General features: G+C 71.7%; 25 protein-coding genes. 18 read left to right on the forward strand and 7 right to left on the reverse strand.

What is annotated here, in order from left to right; translation table 11 throughout:
* Positions 1-3 precede the first annotated feature (3 nt).
* Positions 4-777 (forward strand): enoyl-ACP reductase FabI, encoded by a 774-nt coding sequence (fabI, locus tag OG403_RS27075; protein WP_329568763.1) that lies wholly within the window; start codon positions 4-6, stop codon positions 775-777.
* A gap of 76 nt (positions 778-853) precedes the next feature.
* Here the strand turns inward: fabI and OG403_RS27080 are convergent, their stop codons facing one another.
* Positions 854-1,534 carry a FadR/GntR family transcriptional regulator gene (locus tag OG403_RS27080; RefSeq protein WP_329568765.1) on the reverse strand — a complete coding sequence of 227 codons (681 nt, stop codon included), beginning with the start codon at positions 1,532-1,534 and terminating at the stop codon, positions 854-856.
* Positions 1,535-1,617: 83 nt separating this feature from the next.
* Between OG403_RS27080 and OG403_RS27085 the strand changes: the two genes are divergently transcribed.
* The 3 genes from OG403_RS27085 to OG403_RS27095 all read left to right on the forward strand — a co-directional run bounded on the left by OG403_RS27085 (position 1,618) and on the right by OG403_RS27095 (position 3,737).
* Positions 1,618-2,940 carry a CynX/NimT family MFS transporter gene (locus tag OG403_RS27085; protein WP_329568767.1) on the forward strand — a complete coding sequence of 441 codons (1,323 nt, stop codon included), beginning with the start codon at positions 1,618-1,620 and terminating at the stop codon, positions 2,938-2,940.
* Positions 2,941-2,967: 27 nt separating this feature from the next.
* Entirely contained in the window at positions 2,968-3,090 is a 123-nt protein-coding gene (locus OG403_RS27090) for an SGM_5486 family transporter-associated protein (protein ID WP_329568769.1), read from the forward strand.
* Between the two features lie 119 nt (positions 3,091-3,209).
* Positions 3,210-3,737 carry a SixA phosphatase family protein gene (locus tag OG403_RS27095; protein ID WP_329568771.1) on the forward strand — a complete coding sequence of 176 codons (528 nt, stop codon included), beginning with the start codon at positions 3,210-3,212 and terminating at the stop codon, positions 3,735-3,737.
* A 78-nt stretch (positions 3,738-3,815) separates the two neighbouring features.
* Here the strand turns inward: OG403_RS27095 and serB are convergent, their stop codons facing one another.
* Complete coding sequence (gene serB / locus OG403_RS27100; protein ID WP_329568773.1) at positions 3,816-5,066, reverse strand: phosphoserine phosphatase SerB; 1,251 nt, start codon at positions 5,064-5,066, stop codon at positions 3,816-3,818.
* A gap of 336 nt (positions 5,067-5,402) precedes the next feature.
* Here serB and OG403_RS27105 point away from each other — a divergent pair, with 336 nt between their 5' ends.
* The 3 genes from OG403_RS27105 to OG403_RS27115 all read left to right on the forward strand — a co-directional run bounded on the left by OG403_RS27105 (position 5,403) and on the right by OG403_RS27115 (position 11,658).
* Positions 5,403-8,090, forward strand: coding sequence for an FHA domain-containing protein (locus OG403_RS27105; RefSeq protein WP_329568775.1), 2,688 nt, complete (start codon positions 5,403-5,405; stop codon positions 8,088-8,090).
* Positions 8,091-8,201: 111 nt separating this feature from the next.
* Complete coding sequence (locus OG403_RS27110; protein ID WP_329568777.1) at positions 8,202-9,731, forward strand: helix-turn-helix domain-containing protein; 1,530 nt, start codon at positions 8,202-8,204, stop codon at positions 9,729-9,731.
* A 208-nt stretch (positions 9,732-9,939) separates the two neighbouring features.
* The gene (locus OG403_RS27115) at positions 9,940-11,658 is read left to right on the forward strand and encodes a proline--tRNA ligase (protein WP_329568780.1); all 1,719 of its coding nucleotides are present in this window, start codon (positions 9,940-9,942) and stop codon (positions 11,656-11,658) included.
* A gap of 108 nt (positions 11,659-11,766) precedes the next feature.
* Here the strand turns inward: OG403_RS27115 and OG403_RS27120 are convergent, their stop codons facing one another.
* Positions 11,767-12,336 (reverse strand): TetR/AcrR family transcriptional regulator, encoded by a 570-nt coding sequence (locus OG403_RS27120; RefSeq protein ID WP_329568782.1) that lies wholly within the window; start codon positions 12,334-12,336, stop codon positions 11,767-11,769.
* Positions 12,337-12,425: 89 nt separating this feature from the next.
* Here OG403_RS27120 and OG403_RS27125 point away from each other — a divergent pair, with 89 nt between their 5' ends.
* Together OG403_RS27125 and OG403_RS27130 are read left to right on the forward strand one after the other, a co-directional pair.
* Positions 12,426-12,608, forward strand: coding sequence for a hypothetical protein (locus tag OG403_RS27125; RefSeq protein ID WP_329568784.1), 183 nt, complete (start codon positions 12,426-12,428; stop codon positions 12,606-12,608).
* 122 nt (positions 12,609-12,730) lie between these two features.
* A complete protein-coding gene (locus OG403_RS27130) occupies positions 12,731-14,269 on the forward strand; it encodes an FAD-dependent monooxygenase (protein WP_329568785.1) in 1,539 nt (512 codons plus the stop codon).
* Positions 14,270-14,335: 66 nt separating this feature from the next.
* On the opposite strand, the gene OG403_RS27135 is transcribed toward OG403_RS27130, so the two are convergent.
* Both OG403_RS27135 and OG403_RS27140 read right to left on the reverse strand, forming a co-directional pair.
* Positions 14,336-14,587 (reverse strand): DUF397 domain-containing protein, encoded by a 252-nt coding sequence (locus OG403_RS27135; RefSeq protein WP_329568787.1) that lies wholly within the window; start codon positions 14,585-14,587, stop codon positions 14,336-14,338.
* The gene (locus OG403_RS27140) at positions 14,584-15,495 is read right to left on the reverse strand and encodes a helix-turn-helix domain-containing protein (RefSeq protein ID WP_442911091.1); all 912 of its coding nucleotides are present in this window, start codon (positions 15,493-15,495) and stop codon (positions 14,584-14,586) included. The genes OG403_RS27135 and OG403_RS27140 overlap by 4 nt, the downstream gene beginning before the upstream one ends.
* Positions 15,496-15,880: 385 nt before the next feature.
* Here OG403_RS27140 and OG403_RS27145 point away from each other — a divergent pair, with 385 nt between their 5' ends.
* Positions 15,881-16,957: a GAF domain-containing sensor histidine kinase gene (locus OG403_RS27145; protein ID WP_329572592.1), complete on the forward strand. Its 1,077-nt coding sequence runs from the start codon at positions 15,881-15,883 to the stop codon at positions 16,955-16,957.
* Positions 16,950-17,603, forward strand: coding sequence for a response regulator transcription factor (locus tag OG403_RS27150; protein ID WP_329568791.1), 654 nt, complete (start codon positions 16,950-16,952; stop codon positions 17,601-17,603). The genes OG403_RS27145 and OG403_RS27150 overlap by 8 nt, the downstream gene beginning before the upstream one ends.
* 41 nt (positions 17,604-17,644) lie before the next feature.
* On the opposite strand, the gene OG403_RS27155 is transcribed toward OG403_RS27150, so the two are convergent.
* Positions 17,645-18,454: a hypothetical protein gene (locus OG403_RS27155; protein ID WP_329568793.1), complete on the reverse strand. Its 810-nt coding sequence runs from the start codon at positions 18,452-18,454 to the stop codon at positions 17,645-17,647.
* Between the two features lie 222 nt (positions 18,455-18,676).
* Here OG403_RS27155 and OG403_RS27160 point away from each other — a divergent pair, with 222 nt between their 5' ends.
* The 6 genes from OG403_RS27160 to OG403_RS27185 all read left to right on the forward strand — a co-directional run bounded on the left by OG403_RS27160 (position 18,677) and on the right by OG403_RS27185 (position 24,552).
* Positions 18,677-19,468 carry an ABC transporter ATP-binding protein gene (locus OG403_RS27160; protein WP_329568795.1) on the forward strand — a complete coding sequence of 264 codons (792 nt, stop codon included), beginning with the start codon at positions 18,677-18,679 and terminating at the stop codon, positions 19,466-19,468.
* Between the two features lie 130 nt (positions 19,469-19,598).
* A complete protein-coding gene (locus OG403_RS27165; protein WP_329568797.1) occupies positions 19,599-20,021 on the forward strand; it encodes an NfeD family protein in 423 nt (140 codons plus the stop codon).
* Positions 20,022-20,078: 57 nt separating this feature from the next.
* Complete coding sequence (locus OG403_RS27170) at positions 20,079-21,140, forward strand: SPFH domain-containing protein (RefSeq protein ID WP_329568798.1); 1,062 nt, start codon at positions 20,079-20,081, stop codon at positions 21,138-21,140.
* A gap of 155 nt (positions 21,141-21,295) precedes the next feature.
* Positions 21,296-22,054, forward strand: a complete 759-nt coding sequence (locus OG403_RS27175) for a sulfite exporter TauE/SafE family protein (protein ID WP_329568800.1) — start codon at positions 21,296-21,298, stop codon at positions 22,052-22,054.
* 61 nt (positions 22,055-22,115) lie between these two features.
* Entirely contained in the window at positions 22,116-22,415 is a 300-nt protein-coding gene (locus OG403_RS27180) for a 4a-hydroxytetrahydrobiopterin dehydratase (RefSeq protein ID WP_329568803.1), read from the forward strand.
* 178 nt (positions 22,416-22,593) lie between these two features.
* Positions 22,594-24,552, forward strand: a complete 1,959-nt coding sequence (locus OG403_RS27185) for an outer membrane protein assembly factor BamB family protein (RefSeq protein ID WP_329568805.1) — start codon at positions 22,594-22,596, stop codon at positions 24,550-24,552.
* A gap of 58 nt (positions 24,553-24,610) precedes the next feature.
* On the opposite strand, the gene OG403_RS27190 is transcribed toward OG403_RS27185, so the two are convergent.
* The gene (locus tag OG403_RS27190) at positions 24,611-25,186 is read right to left on the reverse strand and encodes an HNH endonuclease (protein WP_329568807.1); all 576 of its coding nucleotides are present in this window, start codon (positions 25,184-25,186) and stop codon (positions 24,611-24,613) included.
* A gap of 151 nt (positions 25,187-25,337) precedes the next feature.
* Here OG403_RS27190 and OG403_RS27195 point away from each other — a divergent pair, with 151 nt between their 5' ends.
* Positions 25,338-26,015 (forward strand): DNA-3-methyladenine glycosylase, encoded by a 678-nt coding sequence (locus OG403_RS27195; RefSeq protein WP_329568809.1) that lies wholly within the window; start codon positions 25,338-25,340, stop codon positions 26,013-26,015.
* Positions 26,016-26,084: the final 69 nt, after the last annotated feature.

The raw sequence follows: 26,084 nt of genomic DNA on the forward strand, positions 1-26,084 counted from the left end.
GACATGAGCGGAATTCTCGACGGCAAGCGGATCTTGATCACCGGTGTGCTGATGGAGTCGTCCATCGCCTTCCACACCGCGAAGCTGGCCCAGGAGCAGGGTGCCGAGATCATCCTGACCGCCTTCCCGCGGCCCAGCCTGACCGAGCGGATCGCCAAGAAGCTGCCTCGGCCCGAGAACGTCAAGGTGCTGGAGCTGGACGTCACCAACACCGAGCACCTGGACCGGCTGGCGGACCAGGTGCGCGAGCAGCTGGGCAGCCTGGACGGCGTGGTGCACTCGATCGGCTTCGCGCCGCAGGACGCGCTGGGCGGCAACTTCCTGAACACGCCGTGGGAGTCGGTGGCCACCGCGATGCACGTCTCGGCGTACTCGCTGAAGTCGCTGACCATGGCCTGCCTGCCGCTGATGGCCGAGGGCGGCGCGGTGGTCGGCCTGACCTTCGACGCCCAGCTCGCCTGGCCGCAGTACGACTGGATGGGTCCGGCCAAGGCGGCACTGGAGGCCACCTCCCGCTACCTGGCCCGCGACCTGGGCAAGCAGGGCGTGCGCTGCAACCTGGTCTCGGCGGGGCCGATCAAGTCGATGGCCGCCAAGTCGATCCCGGGCTTCGACCAGCTGGCCGACACCTGGAACCTGCGGTCGCCGCTGAGCTGGGACGTCACCGACCCGGAGCCGGCCGGTCGCGGTGTGGTGGCGCTGCTCTCGGACTGGTTCCCGAAGACCACGGGCGAGATCATCCACGTCGACGGCGGACTGCACGCGATCGGCGCCTGAACATCGCACTGTGACAGCGACCCCCGTCGCGGCCGGTTGACCGGCCGCGACGGGGGTCGCCGCAGGTACGGGGGTGCTACGCCCCGGTGTCCACCCGGGAGCAGGCCCCGATCACGGCCGAGGACTCCGTCGCGGCCGCCGCCGGGTCGCCGCCGGCGATCGCGGTGAGGATCCGGTCGTGACCCACGTAGCGCTCGGGGGAGAGCACCGGGCCGATGTCGTGGCGCAGATGGGCCCGGGTCACCTCGCCGAGGTCGGCGTAGAGCTCGGCGAGTGCGTCGTTGTGCGCGGCGGCCACCACCGCCTGGTGGAAGGCCGCGTCGGCCTGCACGAAGACCTCCGGGTCGCCGCCGAACCAGGCCTCCTCGCGCCGGGCCAGCGCGCCGCGCAGCAGCGTCAGGTCGCGATCGGTGCGCCGGGTGGCGGCCAGCCCCGCCGCGCCCGCCTCCAGCACCGAACGCAGCTCGGCGATCTGCTGCTGCTCGGCGTCGGCGAACCGCCGGTGCATCACCCCGGCCAGCTCGCTGGTGGCCAGCACATAGGTGCCCGAGCCCTGACGGATGTCCAGCAGGCCGTTGTGCGCGAGTGCGCGGACCGCCTCGCGCACGGTGTTGCGGGCCACGCCCAGTTGCTCGACCAGCGCGGTCTCGGTCGGGATCCGTGAGCCGACCGGCCACTCGCCCGAGGTGATCTGGGCCCGCAGCTGGGCGATCACCTGATCGGCCAGTGGGGTACGCCTGGGCGAGGACAGCGTCATGGTGCTCCTTGGGAAGCTCGGCTGGGACCATCTTCTCTCGACGATGGCTCGCTAATTCATCCCATCATTCTATGATGGCGCCCATGCTCTCCGCGTCCTCCGCGTCTTCCACATCCGACTCCGCCGCTACAGCCGACACCGCAGCCGTCACTGACACCGCCATCGACACCGGCACCGCCGCCCGAACGCCCCCGGGGCCGTCCGCCGCCCGGCTGGGCTGGCTGCTGACCGCCGCCGTCGCGCTGGCCGCCGTCAACCTGCGGCCGGTGGTGACCAGCCTGGGCCCGCTGCTCCACCAGGTCCGCGACGACCTGGGGATGAGCGCCACGGTGGCCGGGCTGCTGACCGCCGTGCCGTCCTTCTGCTTCGCGGTCTTCGGCTTCGCCGCCCCGGCGCTGGCCCGCCGGTTCGGGCCCACCGTGGTGGTGACCGCGGGGCTGGGCGCGATCACGGCCGGGGTCGCCGCCCGTTCGTTCGCCGGCGGCACCGCCGTCTTCCTGCTGCTCACCGCGCTCGCGCTGGCCGGGGTGGCGGTGGCCAACGTGCTGATCCCGGTGGTCATCAAGCGCTACTTCCCGGACCGGGTCGGCCCGATGATCGGCGTGTACTCGATGGCGCTGTCGGCCGGCACCGCGCTGGCCGCCGCCGTCACCGTGCCGCTGACCAGCGCGCTGGGCGGCAGCTGGCGGCAGGGCCTGGGCATCTGGGCGGTGCTCGGCGGGCTCGGGCTGCTGGTCTGGCTGGTCACCCTGGCGGTGCGCCGCGACGGACGGCCGGCCAAGGACGCGGCCGGCGGCGGCGGAAGGCTGGCGATCACCCGCAGCCGCACCGCCTGGGCGCTGGCGGTCTTCTTCGGCTGCCAGGCCACCGGCGCGTACGCCGTGATGGGCTGGCTCTCGCAGATCTTCCAGGACGCGGGCGTCAGCGCCGGCACCTCGGGCGTGCTGCTGGCGCTCACCATGGCGATCGGCGTGCCGGTCTCCTTCGTGCTGCCCAACTTGGCGGCCCGCCGTGGGGACCAGCGGATCTTCGTGGTGGCGCTGGCCGGCTGCGGGTTCGCCGCCTACCTCGGGCTGGTGCTCGCCCCGGCCGGCGGGCAGTGGCTCTGGGCCGTGCTGCTCGGTCTGTCCAACTGCGCCTTCCCGCTCACCCTGACGATGATCGGACTGCGCGCCAGGACCAGCGGCGGGGTGGCCCAGCTGTCCGCCTTCGCCCAGGGGGTCGGCTACCTGATCTCGATCCCGGGCCCGATCCTGGTCGGCGTCCTCTACCAGCGCACCGGCGGCTGGGACCTGCCGCTCGGCTTCATGGCGGCGCTGCTCGTCCCGCAGCTGCTGATCGGGCTGCGCGCGGCCCGGGCCCGGCACATCGAGGACGAGGTGGCGGTGACCCCGGCTGCCGGCTGATCGGGAACGGATGCGAGACTCTGGCCCATGCCCGTTCTCGAACCCAATCCGCCGGACAGCCGCAAGAAGCTGCTGCTGGTCTTCGCGGCGATCATCGGAATCATCGTGCTGATCTCGATCGTGGCGACCATCGCCGAGTCGATGGGCTGAGCCCGTTGTCGATGGCCGAGCCCCGCGTTGCGATGGGTTGCGCCCCGCGTTGACGGGCGGGGCTCGGTGTCGATCGGTCGAGCCCTGAAGCCAGCCGGGTTTTCTGCGAAGCTTTTCCAATGAGCGTCAACGCATCCCGCAGGATCATCGTGCTCCGACACGCCAAGGCCGACTGGCCGGAGGTGACCGATCACGAGCGCCCGCTCGCCGACCGCGGCCGGCATCAGGCGCCGGCCGCCGGCCAGTGGCTGGCCGACTCGGGGGTCGACCCCGACTACGTGCTCTGCTCCACCTCCCTGCGCACCCGGGAGACCTGGAAGCTGGCCGCGCACGAGCTGCCCAAGCGGGCCCGGAAGACGGTCTTCGACGACCGGATCTACGACGCCACCGCCGGCGAGCTCATCGAGGCGCTCCAGGAGACCCCGGACGAGTACGTCGATGTGCTGCTGGTGGGGCACAACCCCGGGGTGCAGAACCTGACCGAGGTGCTGGCCGGGGACGAGAGCATGGGCGACGAGCTGGCCCGGCTGCGCCAGGGCGGTTTCCCGACGGCCGGGATCGTGGTGCTCACCTTCGAGGGGTCCTGGAAGAACGTCGAGCCGGGCGTGGCCAGGCTGGTCTCGTACTTCGCGCCGCCGCAGGACTGACACGGTAGGCGCCCCGGCACAGGCAGCGGGCCCGGTACGCGGTGTGCGTACCGGGCCCGCTTCCTGTGCCTGTGCCGGCTACAGCTCGTACTCCGGCGGCGTCCCGTGCAGCTCGTCGGCCGCCTCCACCTCGTCGCGGGTGATCCCCAGCAGGTAGAGCACGGTGTCCAGGAACGGCACGTTGACCGCCGTGTCGGCGGCCTCGCGGACCACCGGCTTGGCGTTGAAGGCCACCCCGAGCCCGGCCGCGTTCAGCATGTCCAGGTCGTTGGCGCCGTCGCCGATCGCCACCGTCTGCTCCAGCGGCACCTTGGCCTGCTCGGCGAAGCGGCCCAGCCAGTGGGCCTTGCCGGCCCGGTCGACGATCTCCCCGGTGACCCGCCCGGTGAACCGGCCGTCCTCGACCTCCAGGGTGTTGGCCGCCGCGAAGTCCAGCCCGAGCAACTCCACCAGGTAGTCGGTGACCTGGGTGAACCCGCCGGAGACGATGCCGACCTGGTAGCCCAGGCGCTGCAGCGTGCGGATCAGGGTGCGCGCCCCCGGTGTGAGCCGGACCTCGGTGCGGACCTTCTCCACCACCCCCGCGTCCAGCCCGGCCAGCAGCTTCACCCGGGCCCGCAGCGACTCGGCGAAGTCCAGCTCGCCGCGCATCGCCGCCGCCGTCACCTCGGCGACCTCGGACTCGCAGCCCGCGTGGGCCGCGAACAGCTCGATCACCTCGTCCTGGATCAGCGTGGAGTCCACGTCCATCACCACCAGGCGCTTGGCCCGCCGCTCCAGACCCGCCGAGACCACCGCGATGTCCACCCGCTGCGCGGCCGCCTCCAGCGCGAGAGTGGCCCGCAGCCGCTCGGTGGCCACCCCGGAGACGGCCAGCTCGACGGCCGTCACCGGGTACTTGGCCAGCCGGAAGACCCGGTCGATGTTGCCGCCCTCGGCGGTCACCTGCCGGGTCAGCGCCGACACGGCGGCCGCGGTGAGCGGATGGCCGAGCACCGTGACGTGCGAACGGCCCTCGGCGCGCGGCCGGTTGTCACCGGTGCCGGAGATGATCTCGGCCTGGAGTCTCAGGTCCTCGGCCCAGCGGTGCACGGTGGAGCGCAGCGCGCCCTCGGCCCCCAGCGCCCCGTCGGCCGGCGGGGTGACCAGAGCACAGAGCGTTATCCGGCCACGGGTGACCACCTGCTCGATGTCGATCACGTCGACGTCGAAGGCGGCCAGCGTGGCGAAGAGTCCGGTGGTGATGCCCGGGCGGTCCTTGCCGAACACCTTGACCAGCAGCGTGCGCTCGTCGTTCACGGACCGGGGCTGCGAGGGAGTGCTGTTCATGGTGCTGCCCACGCTACCTGGCCCGACCTGGCGCATTCGGTCGCGTCCGTCCTCTGGACGTCCGCTGTTCATCGCCGGTTCGCCACTCGAAACGCCGTCGAAACACCGCTGGAACCGCCGCGCCGGCCGCCGTCCGAGCCGCCGCCCGATCGGGCCGGGCGCGGCCGCTGTCACGGTGGCGGCGTGGGATGGTTGCCGCCAGGTCACAGTCGGAGGGGTTGGCTTTTCGCCATCATGGCCGAGCTGGAATGATTACCCCCCGTCAGACGCGATATTCCTCACTCCCCGTCTGCGGGGAAGCCATCGGGGGACCGAGAGAGCGGGGCAGGCGGAACAGTGCCGCAACTCGTACTAGAGATCAACGGCCAGCAGCGGACCCTGGAACCGGGGCAGGCTTACACCATCGGGCGCGACCCGCAGTCGGACTTCCCGTTCGACGACGCCAGGGTCTCCTGGCGGCACGCCACCATCTCGTTCAACGGCGCTGCCTGGCAGTTGGAGGACCACGGCAGCACCAACGGCACCTACCTCGGTGGTGGCCGCACCCTGCACGCGCAGCTTCTGCCCGGCACGGTGCTGAACCTGGGCAACGCCGAGAACGGGCCGCGCCTGGTCTTCTCGGCGCCGGCCGCCGCGCCGGTCACCGTGCCCGCGCAGGCCGCACCGGTGCAGGCCGCGCCGGTCGCCGCCATGCAGCCCGGCCCGGCGGTGGCCTGGCACGAGGCCGAGACCAACCGGCACGCGCCCGCGCCGCAGGCGCCGTTCCAGCAGCAGACGCCGTTTCAGCAGCAGGCCCCGTACCAGCCGCAGCCCGTCTATCCGCAGCAGGTTCAGCAGCCGTTCCCGCAGCAGCAGGGCCAGCCCTACCCGCCGCAGCCGTTCCCGCAGCAGATGCAGCCGCAGCAGGCTCAGCAGCCCTACCCCCAGCAGGGCGCGGTACCGCAGCAGACGCCCCATCAGTCGGCACCCGCCCCGCAGCCGTTCGCACCGCAGCAGGGCCAGGGCACCGGCGAGCGCAACCCCACGATGATCCGCAACCTCACCGCGGGTATGCGCACCATCCGGATCGGCCGCGCGCTCGACAACGACATCGTCGTCTCCGACCTCCAGGTCTCGCGCCACCACGCGGAGCTGCGCCAGCTGCCCGACGGCCGCTACGAGATCGTCGACCTCGGTTCGCACAACGGGATCTTCGTCAACGGCATCCCGGCGCAGCGTCAGCTGCTCGGCCCGCAGGACCGCCTGACGGTCGGCCACTCCTCCTTCCAGCTGGTCGGCGACCAGCTGCAGGAGTTCATCGACAACGGCCCGGTCTCCTTCTCCGCCCACCACCTGACCGTCGAGGTCGAGCACAAGGGCGCCAAGAAGGTGCTGCTCAACGACGTCAGCTTCGGCGTGCCGGAGAAGTCGCTGATCGCGGTGATCGGCCCGTCCGGCTCCGGCAAGTCCACCCTGCTGCGCGCGCTCACCGGCTACCGTCCGGCCGACCGCGGCGAGGTGCTCTACGACGGCCGCAACCTCTACAAGCAGTTCGCCGAGCTGCGCCAGCGCATCGGCCTGGTGCCGCAGTCGGAGATCCTGCACAAGGAACTGACCGTCCGCACCGGCCTGAAGTACGCGGCCCGGCTGCGCTTCCCCGGCGACACCGAGGCCGCCGAGCGCGACCGCCGGATCGACGAGGTGCTCTACGAGCTGCGGCTGGACAAGCGCGCCGACAACCGGATCACCGCGCTCTCCGGCGGTCAGCAGAAGCGGGTGTCGGTCGCCCTCGAACTGCTCACCAAGCCCTCGCTGATCTTCCTGGACGAGCCCACCTCGGGCCTGGACCCGGGCATGGACCGCGAGGTCATGCAGATGCTGCGGGGCCTGGCCGACGACGGCCGGACCATCCTGGTGGTCACCCACTCGGTGGCCGAACTCGCGCTCTGCGACCGGCTGCTGGTGATGGCCCCCGGTGGTTCGGTGGCGTACTTCGGCCCGCCGGACGAGGCGCTGCACTTCTTCGGCTACGAGACCTGGGCGGACGTCTTCCAGGCCTTCGAGAACTACCCCGACCACGACTGGGCCGGCCGCTACCGCGGATCGGTGCACTTCCAGCAGTACTCGGCCGACGTGGCCGCGGTCTCGGTGCAGCAGGCTCCGGTCAACCACACGCCGATCCAGCCGACCAAGCAGCAGAGTTGGGGCTCCCAGCTGTGGACGCTGATCCGCCGCTACCTGTCGGTGATCGCCTCCGACCGCGGCTTCCTGGCGCTGTCGGTGCTGCTGCCCGCGGTGCTCGGGGTGGTCTCCATCGTGGTCCCGGCCACCCACGGCCTGCAACCCAACCCCGCGGGCGGTTCCAACAACGCGGCCGGCACCATCATGCTGGTGCTCGCGATCGGTGCCTGCTTCTCCGGGGCGGCCAACTCGGTCCGTGAGTTGATCAAGGAACGGGCGATCTACGAACGAGAACGCGCCACCGGCCTGTCCCGGTCCGCGTACCTGATGTCGAAGATCATCGTGCTCGGCATCTTCAGCGTGCTGCAGGGCGCGATCATCGCGGGCGTCGGCTTCTCCACCCGCGCGCTGCCCGCGCACGGCCTGATCTTCAGCAACGCGCCGGCGGTCGAGATGGCGATCGGCATCATCCTGCTGAGCTTCGCCTCGATGATGTTCGGCCTGGTCATCTCGGCCCTGGTGAAGACCGCCGAGAAGACCATGCCGCTGCTGGTGATGTTCGCCATCGTCCAGGTGGTCTTCACCGGCTGCCTCTTCCAGCTCTTCGACAAGGCCGGTCTCGCCCAGTTCGCCTGGCTGATGCCGGCCCGCTGGGGCGTCGCGGTGGTCGGCACCACGCTGGACCTCGGTCACCTGATGGTGCTCGACCCCACGCACATGAACGAGCACGACGGCCTGTGGAAGCACAGCGCGCTGCAGTGGTCGATCGACTCGATCATGCTGGTGCTGATCTCCACCGCGCTGGCCTTCCTGGTGCTGCGGCTGCTGCGCCGGCACGAGCCGGAGGTCATGCAGAAGGGCTGACGGTTCTTCATCGCCGGTCCACCTCCGGTCCATCGCAGGTCAGGCGGGCGGTTCCCCCGATTGGGGGAGCCGCCCGTTTGCATATCTCATCCATGAGATATCGTCTCGGCCATGGCAGATGACTACCTCTCGCGCATCGGCAAGCTCATCCGTGACGCCCGCAAGCACCGTGGCTGGACGCAGGCAGAGCTGGGGACGGCTCTCGGCACCAGCCAGAGCGCGGTCAACCGGATCGAGAACGGCGGACAGAACATCAGCCTTGAGATGATCGCCCGGATCAGCGAGGCGCTGGACAGCGAGATCGTCTCTCTCGGCTACGCCGGCCCGATGCACCTGCGGGTGGTCGGCGGGCGCCGCCTGTCGGGCAGCATCGACGTCAAGACCAGCAAGAACGCCTGCGTCGCGCTGCTCTGCGCCTCGCTGCTCACCACCGGCCGCACCACGCTGCGCCGGGTGGCCCGGATCGAGGAGGTCTACCGCCTGCTCGAGGTGCTGAACAGCATCGGCGTCCGGACCCGCTGGATCAACGACGGCGCCGACCTGGAGATCACCCCGCCGGCCGCGCTGGACCTGGCCGCGATGGACCAGGCCGCCGCCCGCCGCACCCGTTCGATCATCATGTTCCTCGGCCCGCTGATGCACCGGGTGGACCGCTTCAAGCTGCCCTACGCCGGCGGCTGCGACCTCGGCACCCGCACCGTCGAGCCGCACATGGCCGCGCTGCGCCGGTTCGGCCTGGAGGTCACCGCCACCACCGGCATCTACCACGCCGAGGTCGACCGCTCGGTCAGCCCCGACCGCCCGATCGTGCTGACCGAGCGCGGCGACACGGTGACCGAGAACGCGCTGCTGGCCGCCGCCCGGCACGACGGCGTCTCGGTGATCCGCAACGCCAGCCCCAACTACATGGTCCAGGACCTCTGCTTCTTCCTGGAGCGGCTCGGCGTCCGGATCGAGGGCATCGGCACCACCACCCTCACCGTGCACGGCAAGCCCGTCATCGACTGCGACGTCGACTACGCGCCGTCCGAGGACCCGGTGGAGGCGATGAGCCTGCTGGCCGCCGCCGTGGTCACCGAGTCCGAGCTGACGGTCCGCCGGGCGCCGGTGGAGTTCCTGGAGATCGAGCTCGCGGTGCTGGAGGAGATGGGTCTGGACTACGACCGCAGCCCCGAGTACTTCGCCGACAACGGCCGCACCCGGCTGGTCGACCTGACGGTCCGCCCGTCCAAGCTGCACGCGCCGATCGACAAGATCCACCCGATGCCGTTCCCCGGCATCAACATCGACAACGTCCCGTTCTTCGCGGCCATCGCCGCCACCGCGCAGGGCTCCACGCTGATCCACGACTGGGTCTACGACAACCGGGCCATCTACCTGACCGAGCTGACCCGGCTGGGCGCCAACGTCCAGCTGATGGACCCGCACCGGGTGCTGGTCGAGGGCCCCACCCGCTGGCGCGCCGCCGAGATGATGTGCCCGCCCGCGCTGCGTCCGGCGGTGGTGGTGCTGCTGGCGATGCTGGCGGCCGAGGGCACCTCGGTGCTGCGCAACGTGTACGTGATCAACCGGGGTTACGAGGACCTGGCGGACCGGCTGAACTCGATCGGGGCGCAGATCGAGACGTTCCGCGACATCTGACCGGCGCTGCCGGTGGGCGGGTGGCCCGGACGAACGCCGCTGGCGATCGTCCGGGCCACTGCCGTTGGCGCGCGGAAAATCGCGCGGCGGCGCAGGCCAGAGGCCCTACGCTTGCCCAGCATGGCGGCCAGGGCAGCCGGATCCCGCCCCGCGCCCGCCGGCTGACGCTCCCGCCCGCAGTCCACCCCCCTCGAGAAGGTCACTGCTCATGCGCTGGTCCCAGATGCACATCCCCACCCTCCGCGAGACCCCCGCCGACGCCGACGCGCCGAGCCACCGCCTGCTGCTGCGCGCCGGGTACGTCAAGCAGCTGATGGCGGGTCACTACTCGCTGCTGCCGCTCGCGGTGCGGGTGCGGGCCAAGGTGATCCGGATCATCCGCGAGGAGATGGACGCGATCGGCGCGCAGGAGTTCCTGCTGCCGACCATGCACCCGGCGGAGGTCTGGCAGCGCAGCGGGCGCTGGGCGACCATGGGCGAGGAGATGTTCCGCCTGAAGGACCGCAAGGGCGCCGACCTGGCCCTCGGCATGACGCACGAGGAGATCTTCTCCACGCTCGCCGCCGACCTCAGCTCCTACCGCCAACTGCCCCAGATCTGGTACCAGTTCCAGACCAAGTTCCGCGACGAGCCGCGCCCCAAGGCCGGCCTGATGCGGACCCGCGAGTTCACCATGAAGGACGCCTACTCCTTCGACCTCGCGAGTCAGGGCCTGGACACCGCCTTCGACCGCCAACGTGCCGCCTACCTGCGGATCTTCGCCCGACTCGGCATCCCCGCGATCCCGGTCGAGGCCTCCAGCGGCACCATGGGCGGATCGACCTCGACGGAGTTCATGTGCCCGGCGGAGGTGGGCGAGGACTTCGTCGTCCACTGTCCCGAATGCGGGTACGCGGCGAACGTCGAGAAGGCGACTTCTCGACTGTCGGTGGTGGCGGACGGCTCGGGCGCGGCGGAGCCCGAGCGCTTCGACACCCCTGGCGTGCGGACCATCGAGGACCTGGCGACGGGTTTCGGTGCGGCGGCGGAGCGCCAGGTCAAGACGCTGGTGTACCTGCTGGACGAGCGGCTCACGCTGGTGCTGCTGCGCGGCGACCACGCGCTGGCCGAGCAGAAGCTGATCGACGCGACCGGCGCGAACGCGGTGCGGCCGGCGCGGGCGGAGGAGATCCAGGCGGCGCTCGGCGCGCTGCCCGGGAGCCTCGGCGCTGTGGGTCTCTCCTCCTCGCTGCCGGTGCTCGCCGACGAGGCGCTGCGCGGGCGGCGGGCGATGTTCACGGGTGCGAACGTCGACGGTGTGCACCTGCGGGGCGTGGAGGTCGAGCGGGACATCGCGGTCGGGCAGTGGGCCGACCTGCGCGAGGTGGCTGCCGGCGAACCCTGTGTCTCGTGCGGTTCGGCCTTGCAGGTGCAGAAGGCGATCGAGATCGGCCACATCTTCAAGCTCGGCTACAAGTACAGCGAGGCGTTCGGCCTGACCGTCCAGGACGCGGCCGGCGCCCCCGTCAACCTCATCATGGGCAGCTACGGCATCGGCGTGGAGCGCGCGATGGCCGCCGCGATCGAGTGCCACCACGACGAGAAGGGCATCGTCTGGCCGCTCTCGATCGCCCCGTTCGCGGTGGCGGTGGTGATCGCCCAGCCCAAGGACGAGCAGACGGCCAAGGCGGGCGAGGAGATCTACCGGGAACTGCTCGCCGCCGGCGTCGAGGTGATCGTGGACGACCGCGACGAGCGGCTCGGCGTGAAGTTCGCCGACGTCGAGCTGGTCGGCATCCCGCTGCGGGTGACGGTCGGCAAGCGCGGACTCGCCGAGGGCGTCGTGGAGTTGACCTCCCGGGCGACGGGGGAGACGGAGCGGGTGCCGCTGGACGAGATCGCGGAGCGGGTGCGGAAGGCGATGGCAGCTGGCAGCGACGGGAGTTGACGGCCCCCGGCCGCGGCTGCGGCCCGAGGCGTTCGAGGAACTCGCCCGGGCCGCGTGCCGCGTGGCCCGATCAGGCTGTGCGGGCCTGCGGAGTCGGTGCCGCCGCGGTCACCGCACCAGGGGGAGGAAGATCGTGTCGATGATCTCTTCGAGGACGTGGTCGGGCGCGGCGGCGAAGGTCGTGAGGAATTCGTGGCGCAGCAGGTCGAAGGGGAGGGACTTGATGCGTTCGGTGAGGAGTTCCGGTCTGATCTCGCCGCGGTCGACGGCGCGGTCGAAGAGCACGTCGACCGCTTTCTTGCGCCCCGTCGCGAGGGGGTCGAACAGTTCGCCAGGGTGGGTTCCGGTCTCCTGGTAGTAGCCCGCCAGCTGCACGCTCATGACGGTGACCAGTTGGAGCCGGGTGGCGTTGATCTCCCGCATGAGGGTGAGGACGTCCGACCGCAGGCTTCCCGTGTCGGGGATGTCCAGGATGGACTCTTTCAGGATGTGGACGACGGCCGCCCGGACGAGTTCGTCGCGGTCGGACCAGCGGCGGTAGAGGACGGGAGGGCTGGTGCCCGCGCGCTTGACGACGGCGTCCATGGTGAACCGGGCGTAGCCGTTGTCCGCGAGTTCTCCCCAGGCCGCGTCGAGGAGCGCCTTCTCCAGTGCCGCTCCGCGGCGTCGCTCGGACATCCACACCCCTTAGATAGACTTGCCTATCTTATTTTAGCGCACTACTCTGGCGCTCGTAAGATAGAACTCTGTATCTTAGGGATGCGTTCATGCACGCCAACGGTGCTCAGTCACCATCCGCCGCCGCAGACCCCGACCGCATCGACCCGCCCCTGCGGCGCCTGACCTTCACCTTGATCATCGGTGCGCTCGCCGTCATCTTCGACACCACGATCATGAGCGTCGCCATCGACAGCCTCGCCGGGCAGCTGCACACCTCGGCCGAAGTCTGAAACGCCCCAGAGGGTTTCGCGCAGCCGGTGCCGCACCTCCGCCGCTTACCGTGACCATGAATCCCGGCGCCCCCGGCAAGCAGGACCGACCAACGAACCGTCAACAGAGAGAGGAAGAGCGGATGTCCACCAACACCACGCCGACCACCGGCACCAGCCGTACGGACTACGACGTGCTCGTGGCAGGCGCCGGGCCGGTTGGCCTGATGCTCGCCACCGAACTGAAGCTGGCGGGGGTCCGGGTGCTGGTCGTCGAAGAGCGGACGGAGCTCGACACCGCCCCCAAGGCGGGAGCGATCAACACCGCCTCCGCCGAAGCGTTCGAGCGGCGCGGTCTGCTCCCCGCGGTGGAGGCGGTGCGGGGGCACCAACCGTTCCAGGGCGAGCAGCGGCGGCCGCCCTTCGTCGGGCACTTCGGTGGGATCCAGGTCCCGGCGGACTGCGTCGACGAGCAGGATCCCAGCCTGCGCGGCCGTGGCCCGGCCTGGTACGTGCAGGTCCCGCAGGTCGAGGTGGAGCGAATCCTCGCTCAGCGCGCGGCGCGGCTGGGCGTCGAGGTCCGGCGCGGAGTCGCGGTGAGCGGATTCGACGAGGACGAGGCCGGTGTCACCGTTCACCTGCGCGGCGGGGACGACGTGCGCGCGACCTGGCTCGTCGGCTGCGACGGAGGTCGCAGTCAGGTCCGCCGCCAAGCGGGCTTCGAGTTCCCCGGCACGGACCCGGAGATCACGGTCCGGCACACGGCGGGCACGGTGGTGGGGGCGGAGCACCTGGGGCAGGGCTGGCAGCACACCCCCACCGGCGTCTACGTCTACGGGCCCAAGCCGGGCCAGGTGCGCACCGTGGAGTTGGACGGTCCCCCGGCGGACCGGGAGGCACCGGTCACCGCGGCCGAGATGGAGGCCAGTCTGCGGCGCGTCAGCGGCGCCGACGTCCGCGTCCCCGAGGTCACCTTCGGCACCCGCTTCACGGACAACGCCCGGCAGGCGACGACCTACCGGCGCGGTCGGGTACTGCTGTGCGGCGACGCCGCCCACGTGCACTCGCCCTTCAGCGGCCAGGGCCTGAACCTGGGCATCGGCGACGCCGTCAACCTGGGCTGGAAGCTCGCTGCCACCGTCCAGGGGTGGGCGCCCGAAGGCCTGCTCGACACCTACACCAGCGAACGCCACCCGATCGGCGCCTGGGTGCTCGACTGGACCCGCGCGCAGGTGGCCGTGATGCGCGGCGATGCCAACAGCAGCGCCCTCAGGAGTGTGGTCACCGACTTCCTCGGCACCCGGGACGGGGCGACCTACTACGTGAAGCGGATCTCCGGCCTGTGGCAGCAGTACGACCTGGGGAACGGCCACCCGCTGGTCGGCGCGACCATGCCCGACCTCCGGCTCGACGACGGCACCCGGCTCGCCGACCACACCCACCACGGCCGGGCCCTGCTCGTCGACCTCGCCGGCGACGACCAGCTGGCAGCCCTGGCCAAGTCGTACCCCGGGCGTCTGGAGCTGCTCCGGGGCAGCGCGGACGGCGCCGGGGTGAGCGGCCTGCTGGTACGTCCCGACGGCTTCGTGGCCTGGGCCTCGGCCGACGGTGCCGGCGACCCCGCCGGCCTGGAAGCCGCGCTGGCCCGCTGGTTGGGGGACGCCACGAGTCGCTTCAACTAGGCCAGGTCTCGGTGGCCCAGGCGATCCTTGGCGGTCGCCTGGGCCGCTGTGTGCTCGGGCGCCGCGTCAGAGGCGGGTGGCGAGGTCCAGGAAGGCGGCCCAGCTCTGGGGGGTGACGGTGAGCTGGGGGCCGGTCTTGTCCTTGGAGTCGCGGATGTGGATCGTGCTGGGGGTGGTGGCGACCTCGATGCACTCGCCGCCTTCGCTACCGCTGTAGCTGCTCTTCTGCCAGGCGATGGCCACCTCGATGCATTCGCCGCCCTGGGGACCGCTGTAGCTGCTCTTGAACCAGGCGAGTTCGGACGCTTCGCTCTTCATAGTTCTCCCAGCATCTTCTCGATCAGGGCCTGTGATTCCCGAGGTGTGAGCGCCTGCGATCGCATCGTCCCATAAATCGCCGAGAGAAGACGGACCTCTTCGTAGCCGGTGACCAGGCGCCCGACTTGCTGGGCCTCCGTGTAGGCAACTTGGGGCCCACCCTTGGGAGTCAGCAGGGTGAAGGGACCGTCGAGGCCAGCGTGCTCCTGACAGCCTGTCGGCATCACCTGTAGCTCGCCGTTGCGCAACTTGCTGAACGCCAGCAAGCTCTCCAGTTGCCCTTTCTGGACAGAGCTCCCGCCGATCGGCCGTCGTACGACTGACTCCTCGACGATGCAACTGACCATTGGCGGCGGCCACTTCTTGGTGAGGATCTCCTGGCGCGACAGTCGGGCCGCCAACCGCTGCTCGACAGCGGCCTCGTCGAGCAACGGCCTACCAGCGGAGAACACATGGCGGGCGTACTCAGGCGTCTGCAACAGGCCCGGGACAGCCATGGTGCTGTAGTAGCTCAGCTCCACCGCCGTCGGCTCCAAGAGCGTGAAGTCCCGGAAGAACGCCGGGTGTTTCACCCGCTCCTTGGCCATCGCCTTGGCCTTCTTCACGTCCTCGACGGCCGCCTTCAGCAACCCGCCCGCGTTCAGCAGTTTGTCCGCCGCCTCCAGCAACTCCGGCTGCACGTTGCGCCGCCCACGCTCCACCGAGGAGATCAGGTCCTCGCTGTACCCGAGCTGGTCGGCCAGCTCCTTCTGGGTCAGCCCCGCCCTCTCCCGCAGCAGCTTCAACTGCTTGCCGAGGGTGGTGAAGAACTGCTGGATCTCGTCCGGCCCCTCCTCCTCCGGCTGCATCGGCTGTTCGGGGATCGGCGGAACGGCGCCCGTCCCCGTCTCGTCCCCTTGGCCTGTCATCGTCACCGCGACCACCGCCCGCCTGCGTAAACGTCCGCTTACGCTCCGTGCCTCTCCGAGTACTGATCAGGGTATGCACGGCATCCCGGGATTGCGATGGAATGCCATAATCCGCCCTGATCTGACGAACCGTCAGTACGGGAAAGTCGACCCGGCCGACCTGACCACGCCGGGCGGACCCGAAGCCCGGTGGCCCACAGACCTACGCCTCCCGTCCTACCCCCGCCCCGTCCCCGGCCCCAGGCTCACGGCAGGCCACGGCGGTAGCGTGGGCGGCATGGGGACTTCGCACCACCCGCCCACCGAAGACGGCCTGACCAGCACCGGCTCGCTCGACGACGGCTGCCTCGACGGCCTCGAAGCCGTCAGCGAAGCCGTCATCGCGATGAGCGCCCACCTCGAGGTGCGCGAGGTGCTGCGCCGCATCACCGCCTCCGCCCGCTCGCTGCTGGGCGCGGAGTACGCCGCCCTCGGGGTCCCCGACGACCACGGCGGGTTCGCCCAGTTCGTGGTGGACGGGGTGAGCGACGAGCAGTGGCAGGCGATCGGGCCGCTGCCGCGCCAGCACGGCGTGCTCGCCACGATGCTGCACGACGCGGCGCCCACCCGGCTCGCCGACGTCCGCAAGGCACCCGCCTTCGAGGGCTGGCCCGAGGCGCACCCCGAGCTGACCGACTTCCTCGGGATGCCGATCATCGACAACGACGAGATCCTCGGCGCGATCTTCCTGGCCAACAAGGCCGGTGGCTTCACCGACCACGACGAGCGGCTGCTGCGGATCCTGGCCGCGCACGCCTCGATCGCGCTGGCCAACGCCCGCCTCTACGAGCGCAGCCGCGAGCTGACCCTGGCCGGTGAGCGGGCCCGGATCGCGCACGACCTGCACGACGCCGTCTCGCAGAAGCTGTTCAGCCTGCGGCTGACCGCCAAGGCCGCCGCCAAACTGCTGGACCGCGATCCGGCCCGGGCCCGCACCGAACTCGCCGAAGTCGCCCGGCTCGCGGCCGAGGCGGCCGACGAACTGCGCGCCGTGGTCGTCGAGCTGCGGCCGGCGGCGCTGGACGAGGACGGGCTGGTGGCCACCCTGGCCTCGCAGGTGCAGGTGCTGGACCGGGCGCACAGCGCCGCCGTCGCCTTCGAGTCCGACGGCGGCGTGCGCACCCTGCCGCCCGCCCAGGAGGCCGCCGTGCTGCGGATCGCCCAGGAGGCGCTGCACAACGCGCTGCGGCACGCCGAGCCGACCAGCGTCCGGGTGTCGCTGTGCGGCACCGACACCCGCGGCGCCCGGCTCACCGTCACCGACGACGGCCGCGGCTTCGACCCGGACGCGGTCCGCGAGGCCGGGCGCCACCTCGGCCTGGTCTCGATGCGCGACCGCGCGCAGAGCGTCGGCGGCCGACTCACCCTGACCTCGTCCGCAGGGCGCGGCACGGTCATCGAACTGGAGGTCCCCGGTGCCTGAGAGCCACTCCACACCCATCCGCGTCCTGCTGGTCGACGACCACCAGGTGGTCCGCCGCGGCCTGCGCACCTTCCTGGAGGTCCAGGACGACATCGAGGTGGTCGGGGAGGCCGCCGACGGCGCCGAGGGCGTGGCGAAGGCTCAGGAACTCGCCCCGCACGTGGTCCTGATGGACCTCAAGATGCCCGGCGTGGACGGCCTGGAGGCGCTCAAGCGGCTCAAGGCCGAGGGCAATCCGGCCCGGGTGCTGATCGTCACCAGCTTCACCGAGCACCGCACCGTGGTCCCGGCGCTGCGCGCGGGCGCCGCCGGGTACGTCTACAAGGACGTCGACCCGGAGGCGCTGGCCGGCGCGATCCGCTCGGTGCACGCCGGCCACGTCCTGCTCCAGCCCGAGTTGGCCGGGGCGCTGCTCGCCGACGACGCCCCGCGTGCTCCGCAGGGCCGGGGCGGGAGCCTGACGGAGCGCGAGCGCGAGGTGCTCGGCCACATCGCCGACGGCCGCTCCAACCGGGAGATCGCCCGCAGCCTCAACCTCTCCGAGAAGACGGTCAAGACACATGTCTCCAACATCCTGATGAAACTTGACCTGGCCGACCGGACCCAGGCCGCCCTGTGGGCGGTCCGGCACGGCGACCTGGCATAGCGCTGCGATCCGGCTAAGCGCGGCGATCCGGCGCAGCGCGGTCAGCCGCGCTCGTCCACCAGCGCGTTGTACGCCGCCACCTGCGCCCGCCGCGCCATCCGCCGCAGCGGCGTCAGCACCGTCGCCCGGGCCGCCATCTCCCCGGCGCTCACCGCCGCGCCGTGGCTCCCGGCGGCGATCGCCAGCAGCGCCGACACCTGCCGCGCCGACTCCAGCACCCGTACCGCGCGCGGCGGGTAGCCGGGGGCCAGCAGCTTGCTGTGCCCGCGGGCGCGGTACTGCTCCAGGGCCCGCAAGGCCTCCGGACCGGCCCCGGCCACGTCCAGCCGGGCGAGCAGCACGGTCGCCTCGCGCAGCCCGTCCGCCAGCTCGCGCTCGGCCTCGTGCAGCGAGGGGACGTCGGCCGGTGGCGCCTCGCGCACCTCGTGGCAGCGCCACAGCACGATGGCCGACTGGTCGCCGGGCGGCCCGTACACCTCGATCTCGGGGACGAAGCCGATCGGCACCCCGACCGCCAGCACCGCCTCGCCCACCGCCAGCGCCGCGCCGTTGAACGCGGCCGGGCCGGTCAGCCCCAGCAGGTGCCCCTCGGACGGCAGCGCCAGCCGCAGCCCCTTGACGCCGAGTACCCGCAGCCGCCCGAGCGCCCAGGTCAGCCCGTGCTGCTCGCCCTCGGCGTCCCCGGGCAGCCCGACCACCCGGTGTCTCTCGTCCTCGCCGACCACCTCCTCCACCACGTGGTCGGGCGGCGCGAAACCGGCCAGCATCGAGTTGCCCCAGGCGGTCAGCCGCGCGGATCGCGGCTCGGCGAAGGGATCGACGGACGGATTCTGGGCAGGAGTCAGCGGCATCCCGCCAGCCTACGGACAACGCGGCCACCCGCGTGGCGTAGGTTTGGCCTGTGCTGCGAGCAGCCGCACTCCCTCCCTGCCCACCCGGCCGGCGGAGTAGGCTGCCCGCCGGCACCGACTTGTCGACATGAGTGGACCGCACCCCGAGGTCTCCTACGCGCAGGACCCCGCTGCGCAGGGCCCCGGACGGCCGAAGAATCAGTAATGGGGAAGGCGTTAGGCATGAGCGACGTGCTGGAGCTGGTTGACGTTTCCGTGGTCCGTGATGGCCGGGCGCTGATCAGCCAGGTCTCCTGGTCCATCGCCGAGGGCGAGCGCTGGGTGATCCTCGGGCCCAACGGTGCCGGCAAGACCACGCTGCTCCAGGTCGTCGCCAGCTACCTGCACCCCACCAGCGGCACGGTCGCGGTGCTCGGCGAGAAGCTCGGCGCGGTCGACGTCTTCGAGCTGCGCCAGCGGATCGGCCTGGCCGGCGCCTCGATGCTGGAGCGCATCCCGCGCCAGCAGACGGTGCTGCAGACCGTGCTGACCGCCGCCTACGGCATGACCGCCACCTGGCAGGAGACCTACGAGACCACCGACACCTCGCGGGCCCTGCTGCTGCTCGACCGGCTCGGCATGGGCGGCTACGAGAACCGCAGCTTCGGCACCCTCTCCGAGGGCGAGCGCAAGCGCACCCTGATCGCCCGCGCCCTGATGATCGACCCCGAGCTGCTGCTGCTCGACGAGCCCGCCGCGGGCCTGGACCTCGGCGGCCGCGAGGACCTGGTGCGCCGGCTCGGCGCGCTGGCCCAGGACGCCTACGCGCCCGCGATGGCGATGGTCACCCACCACGTCGAGGAGATCGCGCCCGGCTTCACCCACGTCCTGATGATCCGTCAGGGCAAGGTGCTGGCGGCCGGCCCGATCGACACCGAGCTGACGGCGCGCAACCTCTCGCTCTGCTTCGGCCTGCCGCTCACCCTGGAGCGCCACGGTGACCGCTGGTCGGCCCAGGGCCTGCCGCTCGGCTGAGCCCGCGCGCGACGGCTCGTGCGACCGCGTGGCCGACTGCTGGGAACCGGTCAGAACGCCTGACCGGTTTCCGCCCGTCCACCTGCGGGAACCCACCCTCCTGACCTCGTTTCCTCCCTAGGATGGGCCTGTGGACAGCTGGGTGTGGTGGCTGCTGGTCGCCGTCGTTCTGGGCATACCGCTGGTGATCACGGTGCTGCCGGAGTTCGGGCTGTTCGCGCTCGGCGCCGTCGGCGCCGCGATCGCCGCCGGCGTCGGGGCGGGTGTGGTCTGGCAGTTCGTCACTTTCCTGATCGTCTCGGTCGCCATGCTGGTGGCGGTCCGACCGATCGTCTATCGCAAGCTCGACCGGGGGCCGCGGGTCCGGATGGGGATCGAGGCACTGCAGGGGGCTCGGGCGACCGTGCAGGAGCGGGTGGACCACGAAGGCGGGCGGATCAAGCTCAACGGCGAGATCTGGTCGGCCCGGGCACTGCACCCGGACCGCGTCTACGAGCCCGGCCAGCAGGTGGATGTCGTCGAAATCCAGGGCGCGACCGCCCTGGTCGACTAGCCGGCCGTCCCGGCCCGCCAGTCGTCCGAGTCATGCAGGTTGTCCAGGGGAGACACTGTGGAACCCGTCCTCATCGTGCTGATCGTTCTGGTTGTGGTGGCGTTCATCGCGCTGATCCGGACGATCCAGGTGATCCCGCAGGCGAGTGCGGCGATCGTGGAGCGGTTCGGCCGATACACCCGCACGCTCAACGCGGGCCTCAACATCGTGGTGCCGTTCATCGACACCATCCGCAACCGGATCGACCTGCGCGAGCAGGTCGTCCCGTTCCCGCCGCAGCCGGTGATCACCCAGGACAACCTGGTGGTGAACATCGACACCGTCATCTACTACCAGGTGACCGACGCCCGGGCGGCCACCTACGAGGTGGCCAGCTTCATCCAGGCCATCGAGCAGCTCACCGTCACCACGCTGCGCAACATCATCGGTTCGATGGACCTGGAGTCCACCCTGACCTCCCGTGAGGTGATCAACGCCGGGCTGCGCGGGGTGCTGGACGAGGCGACCGGCAAGTGGGGGATCCGGGTCAACCGGGTCGAGCTGAAGGCGATCGAGCCGCCGACCTCCATCCAGGACTCGATGGAGAAGCAGATGCGCGCCGAGCGGGACAAGCGCGCGGCCGTGCTCACCGCCGAGGGCCAGCGGCAGGCGGCGATCCTGCGCGCCGAGGGTGAGAAGCAGGCCGCGGTGCTCAGCGCCGAAGGTGAGGCGCAGGCCGCGGTGCTCAAGGCCGACGGTGAGGCGGCGGCGATCCGCACCGTCTTCGAGGCGATCCACGACGGTGACGCGGACCAGAAGCTGCTCGCCTACCAGTACCTGCAGACGCTGCCGCAGCTCGCCCAGGGCGACTCCAACAAGCTCTGGATCATCCCGAGCGAGGTGGGCGACGCGCTCAAGGGCCTCGGCGGCGCCTTCGGCGGGATGGCCGGGCAGGGCGGCGGGCAGGGTGCGGGGCCGAGCGTCGGCCCGAGCCTGACCAAGCAGCCGGTGGCGGACGGCAACGGCAGCCGCCCGGTGGGTCCGGCCAACGGGCCGCGCCCGGTGGACACCGACCAGACCGGTGCGGCCCGCCCCCGGGTCAACCCGACCCGGGAGTACCCGCAGATCGATCCGGAGTGACGTGCCTCGGGTGACCGGCCCCGGCCCCGGTCACCGGGTCGTCTCAGGTCCCGTCTCTCATCATGGAACTTGCTAGGCGCTCGGCCCACCGTCCGGCATGATCGCGAACGCCGCCACCCTCATGGGGGCGGACACGCGAGAGTAGGGACGAGTCAATGACTCCATGGGAAGGGCTGGCGGTCTTCGCCGCCGGCATGGGTGCGGGCACCATCAATGTCATCGTGGGATCGGGAACGCTGATCACGTTCCCGGTCCTGCTGGCGATCGGGCTGCCCCCGGTCACCGCGAACGTCTCCAACACGCTGGGCCTGGTGCCCGGTTCGGTCAGCGGCGCGATCGGCTACCGGCGCGAACTCACCGACCAGAAGGGCCGGCTGATCCGGCTCGGCGTCGCCGCGCTGCTCGGCGGCCTGCTCGGCGCCTTCCTGCTCACCAAGCTGCCCAGCAAGGCCTTCGACGCCATCGTGCCGGTGCTGATCCTGCTGGCCCTGGTCCTGGTGGTGATCCAACCCCGGGTGGCCCGCGCGGTGGCCGCGCGCGGCGGCAAGCCCACGCACCCGGACGGCAGCCCGCTGCTGGTCGCCGGGATCTTCTGCTCCGCCGTCTACGGCGGCTACTTCGGCGCCGCGCAGGGTGTGCTGATGCTCGCGCTGATGGGCATGCTGCTCCGCGACGAGCTGCAGCGGATGAACGCGGTCAAGAACGTGCTCGCACTGATCGTCAACGGCGTCGCCGCGATCTTCTTCATGTTCACCGCCTCGATGGACTGGCTGGCGGCCCTGCTGATCGCGGTCGGCTCGGCGCTCGGCGGCCTGATCGGCGCCAAGGTCGGCCGCAGGCTGCCACCGACCGCGCTGCGCGGGCTGATCGTGGTGGTCGGCCTGGCCGCCGTGACCAAGCTGCTGCTGACCTGACGCCTGGTCAGTCGCTAGCATCGGTTGCTCCGGGGGGATCCACCTGACCTGGAGCGACGCGATGAGCAGCAGCCCCCTCCTCACCGAGGACCAGATCACCGCCGGACTGGCCCGACTGACCGGCTGGCGCCGGCAGGGCGAGGCGATCACCCGGACCGCCGAGGCCACCGACTTCCCGGCCGCGATCCGCGTGGTCGTGGCGGTCGCCGAGGCGGCCGAGGCGATGAACCACCACCCCGACATCGACATCCGCTGGCGCACCCTGACCTTCACGCTCGCCACCCACAGCGCGGGCGGCGTGACCGACCTGGACCTCCAACTGGCGGCCAGGATCGACCAGGCGCTCGACCAGCAGGGGTGACGGTTCGGTCAACGAACCTGACGGTCCGTCGACCGAACCGACCGAACCGACCGAACCGACCGTGCCGACCGAACCGACCGTGCCGACCGCCGAACCGCGTGCCCGGGGCCGCCCGGGCACGCGGGGGCGGCGTGAGATGCTGTCCGTTCGGTGTACGCAGTCGGGACGGACGGAACGCATGGCTCAGGACTATCCCCCAGCCTCCGACCAGGGGTACCCCCGGGAGGGCGGCGGGCCGGATCCCGCCGGGTACGACTACCAGCAGACCTGGTACCCGACCGAGCAGCAGCCCTATGGCGAGCCGCCGCAGCAGCCGCCGCACTCGCCGGCCTATCCGCAGCAGCAGGCGTACCCGGGCGAGCAGGCCTACCCCGCTGACCAGGCCTACCCCGCCGACCCGGCGTACCCCGGCGAGCAGCAGCCCTGGCAGTGGCCGGACCAGCCGCAGTACCAGGCGACGGCCGAGTTCGGCTACCAGACCGACGCCACGGGGGCCTATCCGACGGCGCCCGAGCAGCCGCCCTACGCCGACCCGTACGGCACGGCCACCATGCCGGCCGTGCCGGCCCAGGCGCCCGGCGACGAGGCCGATGCCGCCGCCGCTGAAGACTCGTCAGCCGACCCTGACGCCGCGGCGTCCGAGAGCGACGCCGACGCCGACCCGGCCGTCGACCCCGCCGCCGAGGCCGAGCCGGCCGCCACCCCCCGCTCCCGGCGCGGCTCCAGCGCCAGCTCAGCCCCCGCCGGGTCCGGCGCCGCCGGCTCGCTGCTGGACCGTGCCCGCACCGCCGCCCAGGGCGCGCTCGGCGCGGTGCTCGCCACCGAAGGCGCCCCTGGTGGCCGGACCCTGCTGATCCGGGTGGCCGCCGGCGTCGCGGCCCTCGGCGTCCTGGTCACCGCCGGGGTGGTCGCCACCAGCGGCAGCGACAGCCACCACGCGGCCCCCGCGGCCCCCGTCGCCGACCCCGGTTTCGCGGTCGCCCACAACAAGATCTGGGCCGCCCAGCCCGCCGCCGCCCCGGCGGCCGGCACCGATGACACCCTGGTCGGCAGCTGGCTGCTCCCCACCGCCGTGGTCCGCGCCGACGGCAGCGGCGTGCACGCCTACGACCTGGCGACCGGCAAGCCCACCTGGAACCTCGACGCCCCGACCGCCGGCGTCACCCCCTGCGACCTGTCGCCCACCGTCAACTCCGCCGGCATCGGCGGCGTGCTCTTCCACACCCAGGCCGACCCGAAGAGCCCCTGCGCGCTGCTCGCCGCCGTCGACACCAAGGCCGGCAAGGTCGCCTGGACCAAGCCGCTCTCCACCGCCAACCCGTACGCGGCCCAGGTCGCCGTCACCGAGGACAAGGTGATCGCGGTCGGTGACGACAAGGTGAGCGCCTGGTCGGCCGCCAACGGCCAGGACGCGTGGCAGTACGCCGGGCAGGGCAAGTACTGCACGCTCTCCGGCAGCGCCTCGGGCGCCACCGTGCTGGTGCACAGCGCCTGTGTCGACAGCAGCCCCGGCGACCAGGCCGTCGCCCTGGGCGCGGCCGACGGCAAGGTGCTCTGGGCCAAGGGCCTGCCGACCCAGCCGAAGACCACCACCGTGCTCTCCACCGAGCCGGCCGTGATGCTCACCACCGGTGACCAGCCGACCGACGACAAGGTGCTCGCCTGGGGCCAGAACGGTGACCCGGCCGTCGTCATCCCGGTCACCGACCCGAGCGGTGGCGGTCGGCTGGACGTCGACCAGGGCAGCTTCGACCCGTTGCCGGGCGTCTTCTTCCAGGACCACACCATGGTCACCACGATGGCCGCGCCCGGCGGCCCGACCTCGGTGGTCGCCTACGACCTGAGCAGCGGGAAGCAGCTCTGGCACACCGCCGTCAGCGAGAAGGGCGCGGTGGCGGCGATCGGTCTGGACGGCGGCTCCCTGGTGCTGGCCGCCGAGGAGCGCCTCGACCAGCCCGCCCACCTGAGCCGCTTCGCCCTGACGATCGGCCAGGAGAGCGTCGGCGGCGGCTTCCCGCACAGCACCGGCTCGCTGCTCACCTCGGGCCGGGTGCTGATCGGCAACGACCGGGTGATCGCCGTGCCCGGCCACTCGGCCATCTTCGGCACCGCGAGCGCCTACCAGGCCAAGGGCTGACCCGAGGCGCACCGCCGCTCTTGTGTCGCCTCGGCGCACCGGCGGCACCGCGCCCGGCTCAGGCCACGGCAACCGCCCCGCCCGCGGCCGCGCGCCCGGTGCTGCCCGCCGGGTTGCCGGCCGACGGTGCCGCGCGCGGCAGCCAGGCGGCCAACTCGCCCGCCTCCCCGGCCCGCAGACCCAGCGCCAGCATCAGCGAGGCCTCCGGCGTCGGCTCGAAGGGCCGACGCAGCAGGGCCATCCCGGCCTGCTCGGGCGTCCGGTCGGCCTTGCGCTGGTTGTCCTCGGCGCACGCGGCCACCGTGTTCAGCCAGCTGTCGGCGCCGCCGCGCGACCTCGGGACCAGGTGGTCCACCGTGGTCGCCCGCCGCCCGCAGTAGGCGCACACGTGCTGGTCCCGGACCAGCACCCCCCGCCGCGACCACGGCGCCCGTTGTCGGAACGGCACCCGTACGTACCGCTGGAGTCTGATCACCCGGGGCACCGGTACCGACATGCCGGTGGCCCGCATCACGCGCAGCGGATGGGCCTGCTCCACCACGGCCTTGTCCTGGAGTACCAGCACCACGGCACGCTGCAGCGACACCGTCGACAGGGGCTCGTAGCTCGCGTTCAGCACCAGCGTGTTGCGCATACCGGACACCTTCCAGGCCATCGCCGCCGCCGTGGCGGACCCGACCACTCTGACCGCCAAGACCCTTGCCCGACAACGGAATTTCCCCCGCTCAGCGGCCACCTCCACCCGCGTACGGGGCGCTGCCCGGACCCGGGCTACGCTCGGCCCCGTGCCTACCGACGCGCCCACCGACCTGCCCGACGACCCGTCCAGCGAGCCGGTCGTGCCGCTGCCGCGCCCGTTCTTCGACCGGCCCGCCACCGAGGTGGCCCCCGACCTGCTCGGTCGTCGGCTGCGCTGCGCCCTGCCCACCGGCACCGTCGAACTGCGGCTGACCGAGGTCGAGGCCTACATGGGCCCGGACGACCCCGCCTCGCACGCCTTCCGCGGGCCCACCGCACGCAACGCCGTGATGTTCGGCCCGCCCGGCCACGCGTACGTCTACTTCACCTACGGCATGCACTACTGCCTGAACCTGGTCTGCGGTCCCGCGCTGCACCCCGGCGGAGTCCTGCTCCGGGCCGGCGAGGTGACCGGGGGAGTGGAGCAGGCCCGCAGGCGCCGCCCCACCAGCCGCCGCGACCACGATCTCGCCCGGGGCCCGGCCCGCCTGGCCATGGCACTCGGCGTGGACCGGAGCCAGGACGGCGAGGACGTGGTCGACGGACCCGTCTTCCGCCTGCTGCCCGGGGCCCCGCCGGCGGCCGAGCTGATCCGCAGCGGCCCGCGGACCGGGGTCTCCACCGCCGCCGACACTCCCTGGCGGTTCTGGATCGACGGCGAGCCGTCCGTCAGCCCGTACCGGGCACACACCCCGCGCCGCCGGTCGTTGGGTAAAACCGCCTAGCGCGAACCGCGTACTCTCAGACACGCTGGAGCCTGACGAAACCTGATCGCCGGATCTGCCACCAGCGGC

This window comes from Kitasatospora sp. NBC_01266 (assembly GCF_036242395.1).
Taxonomy (GTDB): Bacteria; Actinomycetota; Actinomycetes; order Streptomycetales; family Streptomycetaceae; genus Kitasatospora.